This is a genomic window from Martinezella rhizogenes, assembly GCF_027460065.1.
Lineage (GTDB): Bacteria > Pseudomonadota > Alphaproteobacteria > Rhizobiales > Rhizobiaceae > Agrobacterium > Agrobacterium rhizogenes_C.
Genome location: NZ_JAPYZZ010000001.1, coordinates 664,102 through 677,855 on the forward strand (window position 1 = coordinate 664,102; position 13,754 = coordinate 677,855).

Genomic DNA, 13,754 nt, shown 5'->3' on the forward strand with positions numbered 1-13,754 from the left:
AAACGGGCGATCCCCGCAATTATGCGACTTACGGAGATAAAAAAATGGCAGTGAGTGCTAACCGGCTTGAGCTTCTGCAGATCGCCGATGCTGTGGCGCGCGAAAAGGTCATCGACCGCGAAATCGTGCTTGCCGCAATGGCCGACGCTATCCAGAAAGCCGCCCGCTCGCGCTATGGTTCGGAAACCAACATCCGCGCCGACATCAACTCCAAGACCGGCGAAATTCGCCTGCAGCGTCTTCTGGAAGTGGTCGAAGCCGCTGAGGACTATTCGACCCAGATCCCGCTGGAGCTCGCCCGCGACCGCAACCCCGACGCCAAGCTCGGCGACTTCATCGCCGATCCGCTGCCGCCAATGGATTTCGGCCGTATCGCCGCCCAGTCCGCCAAGCAGGTGATCGTGCAGAAGGTTCGTGAAGCCGAGCGTGACCGTCAGTATGATGAATTCAAGGACCGTATCGGCGAAATCGTCAACGGCACCGTCAAGCGCGTCGAATATGGCAATGTCATTGTCGATCTCGGCCGTGGCGAAGGCATCATCCGTCGCGATGAGATGATCCCGCGCGAAAACATGCGTTATGGCGACCGCGTTCGCGCCTATGTCTACGACGTTCGCCGCGAACAGCGTGGCCCGCAGATTTTCCTGTCGCGTACCCATCCGCAGTTCATGGTGAAGCTCTTCACCATGGAAGTGCCCGAGATCTACGACGGCATCATCCAGATCAAGTCGGTTGCCCGTGACCCCGGTTCGCGCGCCAAAATCGCCGTCATCTCGAACGATAGCTCGATCGATCCGGTCGGTGCCTGCGTCGGTATGCGCGGTTCGCGCGTTCAGGCGGTTGTCGGCGAACTCCAGGGCGAGAAGATCGACATCATTCCGTGGAGCCAGGAACCGGCTTCCTTCATCGTCAACGCCCTGCAGCCGGCGGAAGTCGCCAAGGTCGTTCTGGATGAGGAATCCGAGCGTATCGAAGTGGTTGTTCCCGACGAGCAGCTGTCGCTCGCCATCGGCCGCCGCGGTCAGAACGTGCGTCTGGCATCGCAGCTGACCGGCTGGGATATCGACATCATGACCGAGCAGGAAGAATCCGAGCGTCGGCAGAAGGAATTCAACGAGCGCACGGCACTCTTCATGGAAGCGCTGGATGTCGACGAAATGGTCGGCCAGGTTTTGGCTTCGGAAGGCTTCGCGCAGGTTGAAGAACTGGCCTATGTCGATCTCGACGAAATTACCTCGATCGACGGCTTCGACGAAGATACTGCCGATGAAATCCAGACCCGCGCCCGCGAATATCTGGAACGCCTGGAAGCCGAAATGGACGCCAAGCGCAAGGAACTCGGCGTTACCGACGAACTGCGCCAGATCGACGGCCTGACCTCGCAGATGATGGTCGCGCTCGGTGAAGACGGCATCAAGACCATCGAGGACTTTGCCGGCTGTGCAGCGGACGATCTGGTCGGCTGGAGCGAGCGCAAGGACGGCGAGACGAAGAAGTTCGAAGGCATCTTCTCCAAGCTCGATGTTTCGCGCGTCGAAGCCGAAAACATGGTGGTACAGGCCCGTCTTCTGGCAGGCTGGATCACCGCCGAAGAGCTCGCTTCCGAACAGGAAGCCGATGCGGAAGCTGCCGAGGAGGCGGATACCGCCGAACAGGAATGACATCGCAGGCGCATGAGCCGGACGATCTGCCCGAAACTGACGATGACGGGCGGATCAAGGGCGACGTCAATGGACGTATGTGCATTGTGACACGGCAGAGCGGATCGCCGGATGAGTTGATCCGCTTCGTCGCGGGCCCGGACGGCAACGTCGTTCCGGACCTGAAACGCCAATTGCCGGGGCGCGGTTGCTGGGTGACACCCGAGCGTGCCCTGATCGAGAAGGCCATCGCGAAGAAACTCTTCGCGCGGGCTCTCAAACGCGACGTCAAGGCCGGGCCGGAGCTTCTCGCTCTTCTCGACCGGCTGATGGCGCAGCAGCTTGCAGGAATGATGAACATGGCGCGCAAGGCGGGCCAATTCATCAGTGGCGCGACGAAGGTCGATGCCGCCGTCCGGTCCGGGAACGCGATCGCCGTGTTCCACGCGACCGATGCTGCGGCCGACGGCGTGAGAAAACTGGATCAGGCCCGCAAGGCCTGGGCGCTCGGCAGCGATGCCGGCAATGAAATTCCGTCCTTCCGGCTCTCCAGCGAAGCCGAAATGGACGAGTTGATGGGCCAGAATGCTTTTATCCATGCCTGCGCGCTTGCAGGGCAGGCGGGTGAGGGTGTAGTGAAGCGCGCAACGATGCTTGAGCAGTACCGCCTTGGCGGTCGATCTCAGGTGGAACGCGACGCTGCCCGGACAGAACAATGACGCGGTTAACCGACATCAACGGTCGCCGCGTTCCGATGCAGCAATTGAACGACGAGACCTGATGGACGTCATCCGGTTCTCGTCCGAAGGAACGGGAACGGAATGACCGACAACAACGACGACAAGACACTCAATGCGCCGGCCAAGAAGACTCTTACCCTGAAACCGGGCGGGATGAATCAGGGCACCGTGCGGCAGGATATGGGTCGAGGTCGCACCAACGCGGTTGTCGTGGAAACACGCAAGCGTCGCCCCCATCGACCCGAAGACGAGAAGCCGGTTCAGCCTGTCGCGGCAGCACCGAAGCCTGCCGCCCCTGCCCCGGTAGCGGCGGTGCGTCCGCAGGCTCCCCAGCCCCGTATTCACCAGCCAGGTGGCCAGCAGCAGCGTCCGGGTTCCTCCCAGTCGCAGCAACGTCCCGGCTCGTCCGCGCCTCAGCAGCGCCAGGCCGACCGTCCGCGTGGCAATGTTCTGCATGATCTTTCCGCAGGCGAAATGGAAGCCCGTCGCCGCGCACTGATGGAAGCGCAGGCTCGCGACGTGGTTGAAGCCAAGCAGCGCGCCGAAGATGAAGCCCGCCGCAAGGTCGAGGAAGAACAGCGTATCGCGGCCGAAAAGGTAGAAGCAGCAAACCGCGCCGCCGAAGAGGCAGCGGCCGCCAAGGCAGCGGCAAGCCAGCCTTCCGCTGAAGTAAGAACCGAGCCGGCAAGCGAAAGGCCTGCTGCGGCCGCCGCACCGGCGCCCCGCACTGACACCCGCCCGCAGTCTGCGGCCGCCGCTCCCCGCTCCGCTCCCGCCACACCAGACGCTGCCGCCCCGCGCGGACGCCGTACCGGTGGTGACGATGAGGACGATCGTGGTGCGCGTCGCGGCAGCAGCCTTCCGGCCCGCGGCAAGGTCGCGGCTCCGGCTCCGGCCAAGCCTGCCGCCCGCCTGAAGACGGAAGAAGAACGCCGTCGCGGCAAGCTTACCGTTACCTCGTCCAATCTGGATGAAGACGGCACGCCGCGTGGTCGCTCCATGGCATCCATGCGCCGCCGGCAGGAGAAATTCCGCCGCAGCCAGATGCAGGAAACCCGCGAAAAGGTCATGCGCGAAGTCATCCTGCCGGAAACCATCACCATTCAGGAACTGTCGCAGCGTATGTCCGAGCGCGCCGTCGACGTCATCAAGTTCCTGATGAAGGAAGGCCAGATGATGAAGCCGGGCGACGTGATCGACGCCGATCTGGCGGAACTGATCGCGGTCGAATTCGGCCATACCGTCAAGCGCGTTTCCGAATCCGACGTGGAAGAAGGCATCTTCAACCAGACGGATGATGAAGGCGAAATGGTTTCCCGCCCGCCGGTCGTCACCATCATGGGTCACGTCGATCACGGCAAGACCTCGCTGCTCGACGCCATCCGTCAGGCAAATGTTGTCGCTGGCGAAGCCGGTGGTATCACCCAGCATATCGGCGCCTATCAGGTCGAAAAGAACGGTCAGAAGATCACCTTCATCGACACCCCCGGCCACGCCGCCTTCACGGCCATGCGTGCCCGTGGTGCCCAGGCGACGGATATTGCCGTTCTGGTGGTTGCCGCAGATGACAGCGTGATGCCGCAGACGATCGAGTCCATCAACCATGCCAAGGCGGCCGGTGTTCCGATCGTTGTTGCGATCAACAAGATCGACAAGCACGAGGCAAACCCGGACAAGGTTCGCCAGCAGCTGCTGCAGCACGAAGTTTTCGTGGAATCGATGGGCGGTGAAGTTCTTGACGTCGAAGTGTCGGCCAAGAAACAGCTTGGTCTCGACAAACTGCTTGAAGCGATCCTGCTGCAGGCTGAAATTCTCGACCTCAAGGCAGATCCGAACCGTACCGCGGAAGGTACTGTCATCGAAGCGGAACTCGACCGCGGCCGTGGTGCCGTCGCTACAGTTCTCGTGCAGAAGGGTACGCTGAAGCCTGGTCAGATCATCGTGGCCGGCGACCAATGGGGCCGCGTTCGCGCCCTCGTCAACGACAAGGGTGAACACGTCAAGGAAGCCGGTCCGGCTATGCCCGTCGAGATTCTCGGTCTTTCCGGCACGCCATCTGCCGGTGACCGTTTCGCGGTTGTCGAAAACGAAAGCCGTGCTCGCGAGATTTCCGAGTACCGCCAGCGTCTGGCACGCGACAAGGCTGTCGCCCGTCAGACGGGCCAGCGCGGTTCGCTGGAACAGATGATGAGCCAGTTGCAGACTTCGGGAATGAAGGAATTCCCGCTGGTCATCAAGGCAGACGTGCAGGGTTCGGTCGAAGCCATTATCGCTTCGCTCGACAAGCTCGGCACCGACGAAGTCCGCGCTCGTATCGTTCACTCGGGCGCTGGTGCCATCACGGAATCGGATATCTCGCTTGCCGAGGCCTCCAACGCCGCGATTATCGGCTTCAACGTTCGCGCCAACGCACAGGCACGTACGGCTTCCGAACGCGCCGGTATCGAAATCCGCTACTACAACATCATCTACGATCTGGTGGATGACGTGAAGGCGGCGATGTCGGGCCTGCTTTCGCCGGAACGTCGCGAGACTTTCCTCGGCAATGCCGAAATCCTCGAGGTGTTCAACATCACCAAGGTCGGCAAGGTCGCAGGTTGCCGCGTCGTCGAGGGCAAGGTGGAACGTGGTGCGGGTGTCCGTCTGGTTCGCGACAACGTTGTCATCCACGAAGGCAAGCTCAAGACCCTCAAGCGCTTCAAGGACGAAGTCAACGAAGTACCTGTTGGTCAGGAATGCGGTATGGCCTTCGAAAACTACGAAGACATCCGCGCCGGCGACACCATCGAGTGCTTCCGCGTCGAACACATCACGAGAACGCTCTAAAGCATTTCCAGGAAAAGTGGACCCCCGGTTTTCCGTCCGGAAATGCGATAGAACAAAGAGCGTTCTCGCCGCAAAACAGGAATTTACTGTCGGGCGCCGGCTTACCGGCGCTCGCTCCGTTTGAGGCATTACCCATGGCAAAAGCTACATCATCGGCCCCTTCGCAACGCATGCTGCGCGTTGGCGAACAGGTGCGAGCCGCCCTGACCCAGATTCTCCAGCGCGGTGAAGTCCGCGACGATCTGATCGAAAGCACCGTCATTTCCATCTCGGAAGTACGCATGTCGCCCGATCTCAAGATCGCAACTGCTTACGTGACGCCGCTTGGCGTTGCCGATCACACCAACATCATCAGCGCGCTGAACCGCCACGCCAAGTTCATGCGCGGTCGCCTCGGCCCGCAGCTTCGGCAGATGAAATACATGCCGGAACTGCGTTTCCGCGACGATACGAGTTTCGACAATTACCAGAAGATCGACGCGCTCCTGCGCTCGCCTGAAGTGCAGCGCGATCTCGGGCCTTCAAACGAAAAAGACGACGAACAGAACTGAAGCATGTCCAAACCACGTAAACAGCAGAACCGCAAACCCAAGGGCCGTCCGATTTCGGGCTGGCTCATCCTCGACAAGCCGCTCGATTTCGGCTCCACCGAAGCCGTTTCCAAGATCAAATGGCTATTCAACGCCCAGAAGGCGGGCCACGCCGGAACGCTCGATCCGCTGGCTTCCGGCATGCTGCCGATTGCGCTGGGCGACGCCACAAAGACCGTGCCTTACGTCATGGACGGCCGGAAAATCTACGAATTTACCGTCACCTGGGGCGAACAGCGCTCGACCGACGATCTGGAAGGCGAGGTCGTCAATTCCTCCGACCAGCGCCCGGACGAACAGGCAATCCGCGATCTTCTGCCCAATTATACCGGTGTGATCCTGCAGACACCGCCGCAATTCTCCGCCATCAAGATTGCCGGCGAGCGCGCCTATGATCTGGCGCGCGACGGCGAGACGGTCGAAATCCCGGCACGGGAGGTGGAAATTCACCGCCTGACGCTGCTCGCCTGCCCCGATGCCGATACCGCGCATTTCGAAGTGGAATGCGGCAAGGGCACCTATGTGCGGGCGCTGGCGCGCGATATGGGCCGCGACCTCGGCTGTTTCGGTCATATTTCGCAATTGCGCCGCACCATGGTCGCCCCCTTTGGCGAAGACATGATGGTGCCGCTTGAAACATTGACGGCGCTGGAAGCCATCGAGGACCGTGACGAGCGGCTCGAGGCACTGGATGCCTATCTGATCGACACGGCAGAGGCGCTTTCCTCGCTTCCTCATTTGATCATCAACGACGATCAGGCGCACCGGCTGAAGATGGGCAACCCCATCCTGCTGCGGGGGCGTGACGCGCCGGCCAATCATCCGGAAGCCTATGCAACCGTGCAGGGCAAGCTCGTCGCCATTGGCGAGATCGGCGAAGGAGAGTTTCGGCCAAAGCGGGTTTTTGGCTGAAACGGGCTGTCTTGACGCATTTCCGGACAGAAGACCGCTTTCATTTTTCCTGGAAGTGCTCCGCGAGGTGCAGTCAATCGCCTCTTTCAATTGTACCCGGAATAGTTTATAGGCAGCGCCAGCTTGGGCTTTGCCTATGCTGCCGAATGGCCAGAGCTGGACGACATCCCGGCTCTTGGCGTCCCATTTTTTCCTTAAAATAGAAAGGATCGTCCGATGTCGATTACTGTAGAGCGCAAAGCCGCCCTCATCAAGGAATATGCAACGAACGAAGGCGACACCGGTTCTCCGGAAGTTCAGGTCGCTATTCTGACCGAGCGGATCAACAACCTGACCGGTCACTTCAAGGACCACAAGAAGGACAACCACTCCCGTCGTGGTCTTCTGACGCTGGTTTCGACCCGCCGTTCGCTTCTCGACTATCTGAAGAAGAAGGACGAAGCCCGTTACACCAAGCTGATCGGTGCTCTCGGCATTCGCCGCTAAAACTTGTATCCGGCGGGTTTCACAACGATACCCGCCGGTTTTTATATCGGGCCTTTTGAAGGCCACATGAGTTTCCGGGCGTTTGCCGCAGATGTGGCCCCCGGACGGATAAGGTAGAACCGGATGGGCCGGTGCCGCCTTTTCAACCGCAGACCTGTCATGGGGCAGGATTGCCGGATGCTTGCACCTGAAAAGCCTCCCGCTGTCTTGCCCGTGATTGCGTCGTTCTTTGCTCCCATAAGGCGGGCAAGTACAAACAAGGACAAGATATGTTCAATAAACACTCCGTGGAAATCGAATGGGCAGGCCGCCCGCTGAAGCTCGAGACCGGCAAGGTTGCCCGTCAGGCTGACGGCGCCGTCATCGCAACCTACGGCGAGACGATGGTTCTCGCGACCGTGGTTTCCGCAAAGTCTCCGAAGCCCGGCCAGGACTTCTTCCCGCTCACCGTCAACTACCAGGAAAAGACCTACGCAGCCGGCAAGATCCCCGGTGGCTATTTCAAGCGCGAAGGTCGTCCTTCCGAAAAGGAAACACTGGTTTCCCGCCTGATCGACCGTCCGATCCGCCCGCTTTTCCCTGAAGGCTACAAGAACGACACGCAGGTTGTCGTCACGGTCATTCAGCACGATCTGGAAAATGATCCGGACGTCCTGTCGATGGTTGCCGCATCCGCAGCACTCACCCTGTCCGGCATTCCTTTCATGGGTCCGGTCGGCGGCGCGCGCGTTGGCTACATCAACGGCGAATACGTTCTGAACCCGCATCTCGATGAAATGGATGAATCGGTTCTGGACCTGGTTGTTGCCGGCACGCAGGACGCCGTTCTGATGGTGGAATCGGAAGCCAAGGAACTCAACGAAGACGTCATGCTCGGCGCCGTCATGTTCGGCCACAAGGGCTTCCAGCCGGTTATCGACGCGATCATCAAGCTCGCCGAAGTTGCCGCCAAGGAACCCCGCGAATTTGAACCGGAAGATTTCTCCGCGCTCGAAAACGAAATGCTGGCTCTGGCCGAAACCGAACTGCGCGCCGCCTACAAGATCACCGAAAAGGCTGCCCGTTACGCCGCCGTCGACGCCGTGAAGGCGAAGGTCAAGGCGCACTTCCTGCCGGAAGAAGGCGAAGCAAAGTACAGCCCCGAAGAAATCGGCGCCGTTTTCAAGCATCTTCAGGCGAAAATCGTTCGCTGGAACGTTCTCGACACCAAGAGCCGCATCGATGGCCGCGACCTGTCGACCGTTCGCCCGATCGTTTCGGAAGTCGGCCTGCTGCCGCGCACGCACGGTTCGGCGCTCTTCACCCGCGGTGAGACCCAGGCGATCGTTGTTGCGACGCTCGGCACCGGCGAAGACGAACAGTATGTCGATAGCCTCACCGGCATGTACAAGGAACGCTTCCTGCTGCATTACAACTTCCCGCCCTACTCGGTCGGTGAAACAGGCCGCATGGGCTCCCCGGGCCGTCGCGAAATCGGTCACGGCAAGCTCGCATGGCGCGCTATCCGTCCGATGCTGCCGACTGCGGAACAGTTCCCCTACACGCTGCGCGTCGTTTCCGAAATCACCGAATCCAACGGCTCCTCGTCGATGGCAACGGTTTGCGGCACCTCGCTTGCACTGATGGATGCCGGCGTTCCGCTGGCAAAGCCGGTTGCCGGTATCGCCATGGGCCTTATCCTTGAAGGTGAACGCTTTGCGGTTCTCTCCGACATCCTCGGTGACGAAGACCACCTCGGCGACATGGACTTCAAGGTCGCCGGCACCGCCGACGGCATCACCTCGCTGCAGATGGACATCAAGATCGCCGGTATCACCGAAGAGATCATGAAGATCGCTCTGGAGCAGGCACAGGGTGGTCGCAAGCACATCCTCGGCGAAATGGCCAACGCCATCACCGAAAGCCGTGGCCAGCTCGGCGAATTTGCACCGCGCATCGAAGTCATGAACATTCCGGTCGACAAGATCCGTGAAGTCATCGGTTCGGGCGGCAAGGTCATTCGCGAAATCGTCGAAAAGACCGGCGCCAAGATCAACATCGAAGACGACGGCACCGTCAAGATCGCTTCGTCTTCCGGCAAGGAAATCGAAGCGGCCCGCAAGTGGATCCACTCGATCGTTGCGGAACCGGAAGTCGGCCAGATCTACGAAGGTACGGTCGTCAAGACCGCTGACTTCGGCGCTTTCGTCAACTTCTTCGGTGCCCGTGACGGCCTCGTCCACATCTCGCAGCTCGCTTCCGAGCGTGTCGCCAAGACCTCCGACGTCGTCAAGGAAGGCGACAAGGTCTGGGTCAAGCTGATGGGCTTCGATGAGCGCGGCAAGGTTCGCCTGTCCATGAAGGTTGTCGACCAGGCAACCGGCAAGGAAGTCGCTGCCGACAAGAAAGACGGCGAAGCCGCTGCCGAATAAGGCCGCGTCGCCAGACCCTATCGAGGCGCGGGTTCTGCCCGCGCCTTTTTTTCGTTTTGTTATCGTTTGCCTTTTCGGGAAAACCGGTTTCCACTTTTCCCTGACAAACGCCATCCTACCTTGAGGACGCTCCAATGAGCCGTGACGCCGTGAAAACCCTTTTCCATCCCTTCGCCTCGGACATGCTTGCCATGCCGAAAGAAGGCGAACGCGTTCTGTTTCTGGGAGCGGAAGCCGGTCCGCGGCTGGATGGCTTCGACGCGGAGATCGTCGCGGTTCAGCATCTTCGCCCGCTCTATCGCGCTCTTGAGGCTCAGGGCACAGAGGTCGCCCCAGACCTTTCTGGGGAAGATTACGATGCGGCGCTGCTGCTGTGCGGCAAACACCGTGGCGAGAACGAAAACCGTGTCGCTGAAGCGCTTTCGCGCGTTAAGGCTGGCGGCTTGATCGTCGCTGCCGGATCGAAGGAAGATGGCATTGTGACGCTGCGCAAGACGCTGGCGAAGCTCGGCATCGAGTCGGAATCGACACCGAAATATCACGGCGTCGCAATCTGGTTCAAACGGCCGGAGGATGTCTCAGCCGCAGTCTCCAAGCTTGCCCAGAAGCCTGCGACGGTCGAGGGCCGCTTTACCGCCCTGCCCGGCATGTTCTCCCATGATCGCGTGGATGACGGTTCGGAGCTTCTCGCATCGCGCCTGCCGACCGACTTTGACGGCAATGCCGCCGATTTTGGTGCGGGCTGGGGTTATCTCTCCATCATGCTGGCGGAAAAATCACCGCGCACGGCCCGTATCGATCTTTTCGAAGCGGACTGGAATGCGCTTGAGTTCGCCAAGACCAATCTCCTCGAAAACAATCCGCGGCTGACGGCGCGCTTCTTCTGGCAGGATTTGGCGAACGAGCCGCCGAAGGAAAAATACGACCTCATCATCATGAATCCGCCTTTTCATGCAGCCGGGCAGGCGGCGGAACCGGCGCTTGGCCAGGCCTTCATCAAGGCTGCGGCGGGCGCGTTGCGCAGTGGCGGCAAGCTGCTGATGGTGGCCAATCGTGGCCTGCCCTATGAACCGGTTCTGGCTGCGGAATTCCGCACGACCGCCGAAGTGTGCCGCAACGCCCGCTTCAAGATTCTGAGCGCCCAGAAGTAATCAAATCAGCTGAGCAGCCAGGCCCATAGCGACACGGACAAAACGCCGGTCGCTGTGGAAATGCTGATGGTGGAGGCCGCGACACTGTGGCCGATACCGAAGCGGTTGGCGATCAACCAGGCATTCACGCCGGTCGGCACCGACGAGGTGAGCACGAGCGCCGCCGTCCATTCGCGGCTGAGGCCGAGCACGTGGCCCATGGCCCAGACGCAGGCGGGCAGAAGCAGCAGCTTGAACACGGTCATGGTGACGGCAATGCCCATATTGCCGCGAATGGTGTATTTCGTCAGCGCCATGCCGAGTGAGATAAGAGCCGCCGGCCCCGCCATTGAGGCGATCTGGTCGACCACGGTTTTCAAAATGGGTGTCAGCGCCACGCCGGAAACATTGGTCGAAAGCCCGATGGCAAGTCCGATCACCAGCGGATTGGTGACGAGATTACGGCCCACCTGTTTAAAGACCGAAGCCATGCCACGCTTTTCGCCACCGACCGCCTTGTGTGTGGCATTTTCCATCAGGATGGTGCCGGCGATCATCATGACCGGCAAATGGATGGCGAGCAGGATGGCGAGAGCGACCAGCCCCTCATCCCCCACCGAACGCCCGACCAGCGGCAGACCGATGAAGATATTATTCGCGAAAGCCGAGGAAATGCCGGCGATGACGGCGATGCGCACATCCTGCTTGAAGACATAACGGGTGACGATATGCCCGACCGTCCAGGTGACGGCCACGCCGGCGAAATAGGTGATCCAAAGGCGAAAGGGCGATGCGCCATGAAAATTCGCCTCCGCTAGCGTGCGGAAGATCAATGTCGGCACCGCGATCTTGAACACGAAGTCGCTCAGGATATCGCCGGCATCCGCCCTGAACAGGCCGGCCTTGACGGTCAACCAGCCGATCAGGATGAGAATGAAAATCGGGGCGACGTTCGCGGCAACGGCAGACATGGAGGAAAAGCTTTCGCGGCTTTTGCGGGAGATACTCCGCTTTAGAGCCTTTTGCGCGGGAATGGAATCGCGAATACGCTTTCACTCTTTGTTTTCATCAAATGAGGCGTGCCGGAGGGAAGGAACTTTGAGAGCCATGGGCAGAACCGCCGCTCACCGCCCACGCGATGCCGCAAGCTGGAACGTCCCCCCCCAAAAAAAAGAAAAAGCGGGGTCACCCCCGCCTTTTATGTCCGTTAAATGCCGCCAGTACATCCGTGGCGGAGATAACGGTTGAGCCAGAAGACCTCATGTCTTCTATTTCGGTACGCATACACACACCTTTTGCTCTGATCGGAGTAATAGCTTAACCACATTACAGACAAATGACGCGCTTGCGCCTGTCGTTGAGAACCGCATATTTTCTCTTTGGGCTTTTCTTGCGGCCAGAAATGTTTAAGACCATTCGAAAAAAAGCACACCCCGTGCGAACCGGATAGGGCCTATGACGAAATTCGACGTACTGACTGTCGGCAACGCCATCGTCGACATCATCTCCCGCTGCGACGACCGCTTTCTCAGCGACAATGCCATTACCAAAGGTGCGATGAACCTGATCGACGCGGAACGCGCCGAACTGCTTTATTCGCTGATGGGACCGGCGCTCGAAGCCTCCGGCGGCAGCGCGGGCAACACGGCGGCGGGCGTTGCGAATTTCGGCGGCAAAGCCGCTTACTTCGGCAAGGTGGCCGAAGACCAGCTCGGTGAAATCTTCCAGCACGATATCCGGGCCCAGGGCGTCTATTTCGAAACCAAGCCGGAAGGCACATTCCCGCCGACCGCGCGTTCGATGATCTTCGTGACCGAAGACGGCGAACGCTCGATGAATACCTATCTCGGCGCCTGCGTCGATCTCGGCCCGGAAGATGTGGAAGACGACGTCGTGGCTGAGACCAAGGTCACCTATTTCGAAGGTTACCTGTGGGATCCGCCGCGCGCCAAGGATGCCATTCGCGAATGTGCCCGCATTGCCCATGAAAACGGCCGCGAAGTCTCCATGACGCTCTCCGACAGCTTCTGCGTCGGCCGCTATCGCGACGAGTTTCTGGACCTGATGCGGTCCGGCACGGTGGACATCGTCTTCGCTAACAAGCAGGAAGCGCTTTCGCTTTACGAAACCGACGATTTCGAACTGGCGTTGACCAAAATCGCCGCCGATTGCAAGATCGCCGCGGTGACGATGAGCGAAGAAGGCGCCGTCATCCTGCGCGGCACTGAGCGCGTGAAGGTAGAAGCCTATCCCGTACATGACGTGGTCGATACGACGGGTGCGGGCGATCTTTTCGCCGCAGGGTTCCTGTTCGGTTATACGCAGGACCGTTCGCTTGAAGATTGCGGCAAACTCGGCTGCCTTGCAGCAGCTGCCGTCATTCAGCAGGTCGGGCCACGCCCCATGTCATCGCTGAAGGCGCTGGGCAAAAAACACGGCCTTATTTAAAGGCTTCGCCGGGGTAAGCGCCCCAGATTTCCCCTTGGGATACCCAACCCGAGGCCTGACCGGCCTCGGCACGGCACCAGTCTCCGTTGCATTCGCCGATCCGGAAGACGACGCCCGGCTCCAGCCGAGCGGTAACGGCAGCGCCAGACTGTGCCTCACGGCGCATGTTCACATAGACTTCCTTGCCCTTGCCGCGCATCCACGGGGCGGCGACAGCTGTGCGCTCGCCTGAGAGCAGGGCCTGATTGACCCAGCCTTCCGTGCCGTCGGCATCGCGGATGCGCCGCCAGTTTTCATATTCCTGGATGATTTCCACCGGCATTCCCGATTTCAGATACATCCAAGACACGGCATAATCCGTGCTGGGGCCGATGCGCATGTTGACGCGCTTGGATTTCAGACTGACGAAACGCGGCAGCGGCAGGCCGCTTGCGCCCTTGGCCGCACCCTGCGCCATGGCTTCTCCCGCCGCACCGAGGAGGCAGAGAGACAATGCAATGCAAACGATAGAAACCACACTGCGCATGCCCATTTCCGTTTCCCGCCTTCTGCAAACCGGATGATATTTAAG

The 13,754-nt window shown here is 60.1% G+C and carries 11 protein-coding genes; 9 read left to right on the forward strand and 2 right to left on the reverse strand.

Going from position 1 to position 13,754, the window contains the following annotated elements; translation table 11 throughout:
- Nucleotides 1-44 precede the first annotated feature (44 nt).
- From nusA to O8B93_RS03295, 8 genes are all read left to right on the forward strand, one after another.
- Complete coding sequence (gene nusA, locus O8B93_RS03260) at nucleotides 45-1,661, forward strand: transcription termination factor NusA (RefSeq protein ID WP_269708362.1); 1,617 nt, start codon at nucleotides 45-47, stop codon at nucleotides 1,659-1,661.
- On the forward strand, nucleotides 1,658-2,359 hold the full coding sequence (locus tag O8B93_RS03265; RefSeq protein ID WP_269708364.1) for an RNA-binding protein: 702 nt from the start codon (nucleotides 1,658-1,660) through the stop codon (nucleotides 2,357-2,359). The genes nusA and O8B93_RS03265 overlap by 4 nt, the downstream gene beginning before the upstream one ends.
- A 102-nt stretch (nucleotides 2,360-2,461) precedes the next feature.
- On the forward strand, nucleotides 2,462-5,206 hold the full coding sequence (infB, locus tag O8B93_RS03270; RefSeq protein ID WP_269708365.1) for a translation initiation factor IF-2: 2,745 nt from the start codon (nucleotides 2,462-2,464) through the stop codon (nucleotides 5,204-5,206).
- A gap of 134 nt (nucleotides 5,207-5,340) precedes the next feature.
- Nucleotides 5,341-5,757: a 30S ribosome-binding factor RbfA gene (gene rbfA / locus O8B93_RS03275; protein ID WP_269708366.1), complete on the forward strand. Its 417-nt coding sequence runs from the start codon at nucleotides 5,341-5,343 to the stop codon at nucleotides 5,755-5,757.
- 3 nt (nucleotides 5,758-5,760) lie between these two features.
- Nucleotides 5,761-6,708 carry a tRNA pseudouridine(55) synthase TruB gene (gene truB / locus O8B93_RS03280; RefSeq protein ID WP_269708367.1) on the forward strand — a complete coding sequence of 316 codons (948 nt, stop codon included), beginning with the start codon at nucleotides 5,761-5,763 and terminating at the stop codon, nucleotides 6,706-6,708.
- Nucleotides 6,709-6,924: 216 nt separating this feature from the next.
- Complete coding sequence (gene rpsO / locus O8B93_RS03285; RefSeq protein ID WP_269708368.1) at nucleotides 6,925-7,194, forward strand: 30S ribosomal protein S15; 270 nt, start codon at nucleotides 6,925-6,927, stop codon at nucleotides 7,192-7,194.
- Between the two features lie 269 nt (nucleotides 7,195-7,463).
- Nucleotides 7,464-9,605 carry a polyribonucleotide nucleotidyltransferase gene (gene pnp, locus O8B93_RS03290; protein ID WP_269708369.1) on the forward strand — a complete coding sequence of 714 codons (2,142 nt, stop codon included), beginning with the start codon at nucleotides 7,464-7,466 and terminating at the stop codon, nucleotides 9,603-9,605.
- A 134-nt stretch (nucleotides 9,606-9,739) separates the two neighbouring features.
- Entirely contained in the window at nucleotides 9,740-10,756 is a 1,017-nt protein-coding gene (locus tag O8B93_RS03295) for a class I SAM-dependent methyltransferase (protein WP_269708370.1), read from the forward strand.
- Between the two features lie 5 nt (nucleotides 10,757-10,761).
- Here the strand turns inward: O8B93_RS03295 and O8B93_RS03300 are convergent, their stop codons facing one another.
- The gene (locus O8B93_RS03300) at nucleotides 10,762-11,706 is read right to left on the reverse strand and encodes an AEC family transporter (protein WP_269708371.1); all 945 of its coding nucleotides are present in this window, start codon (nucleotides 11,704-11,706) and stop codon (nucleotides 10,762-10,764) included.
- 484 nt (nucleotides 11,707-12,190) lie between these two features.
- Between O8B93_RS03300 and O8B93_RS03305 the strand changes: the two genes are divergently transcribed.
- Nucleotides 12,191-13,183, forward strand: coding sequence for an adenosine kinase (locus O8B93_RS03305; RefSeq protein WP_269708372.1), 993 nt, complete (start codon nucleotides 12,191-12,193; stop codon nucleotides 13,181-13,183).
- Here the strand turns inward: O8B93_RS03305 and O8B93_RS03310 are convergent.
- Nucleotides 13,176-13,709 (reverse strand): SH3 domain-containing protein, encoded by a 534-nt coding sequence (locus tag O8B93_RS03310; protein WP_269708373.1) that lies wholly within the window; start codon nucleotides 13,707-13,709, stop codon nucleotides 13,176-13,178. The two genes, O8B93_RS03305 and O8B93_RS03310, sit on opposite strands and share 8 nt — an antisense overlap.
- Nucleotides 13,710-13,754 lie beyond the last annotated feature (45 nt).

Bases quoted from the DNA above. Each gene is read 5' to 3' on its own strand.
- nusA (WP_269708362.1), top strand. From the start codon at position 45: ATGGCAGTGAGTGCTAACCGGCTTGAGCTTCTGCAGATCGCCGATGCT.
- O8B93_RS03265 (WP_269708364.1), top strand. From the start codon at position 1,658: ATGACATCGCAGGCGCATGAGCCGGACGATCTGCCCGAAACTGACGAT.
- infB (WP_269708365.1), top strand. From the start codon at position 2,462: ATGACCGACAACAACGACGACAAGACACTCAATGCGCCGGCCAAGAAG.
- rbfA (WP_269708366.1), top strand. From the start codon at position 5,341: ATGGCAAAAGCTACATCATCGGCCCCTTCGCAACGCATGCTGCGCGTT.
- truB (WP_269708367.1), top strand. From the start codon at position 5,761: ATGTCCAAACCACGTAAACAGCAGAACCGCAAACCCAAGGGCCGTCCG.
- rpsO (WP_269708368.1), top strand. From the start codon at position 6,925: ATGTCGATTACTGTAGAGCGCAAAGCCGCCCTCATCAAGGAATATGCA.
- pnp (WP_269708369.1), top strand. From the start codon at position 7,464: ATGTTCAATAAACACTCCGTGGAAATCGAATGGGCAGGCCGCCCGCTG.
- O8B93_RS03295 (WP_269708370.1), top strand. From the start codon at position 9,740: ATGAGCCGTGACGCCGTGAAAACCCTTTTCCATCCCTTCGCCTCGGAC.
- O8B93_RS03300 (WP_269708371.1), bottom strand. From the start codon at position 11,706: ATGTCTGCCGTTGCCGCGAACGTCGCCCCGATTTTCATTCTCATCCTG.
- O8B93_RS03305 (WP_269708372.1), top strand. From the start codon at position 12,191: ATGACGAAATTCGACGTACTGACTGTCGGCAACGCCATCGTCGACATC.
- O8B93_RS03310 (WP_269708373.1), bottom strand. From the start codon at position 13,709: ATGCGCAGTGTGGTTTCTATCGTTTGCATTGCATTGTCTCTCTGCCTC.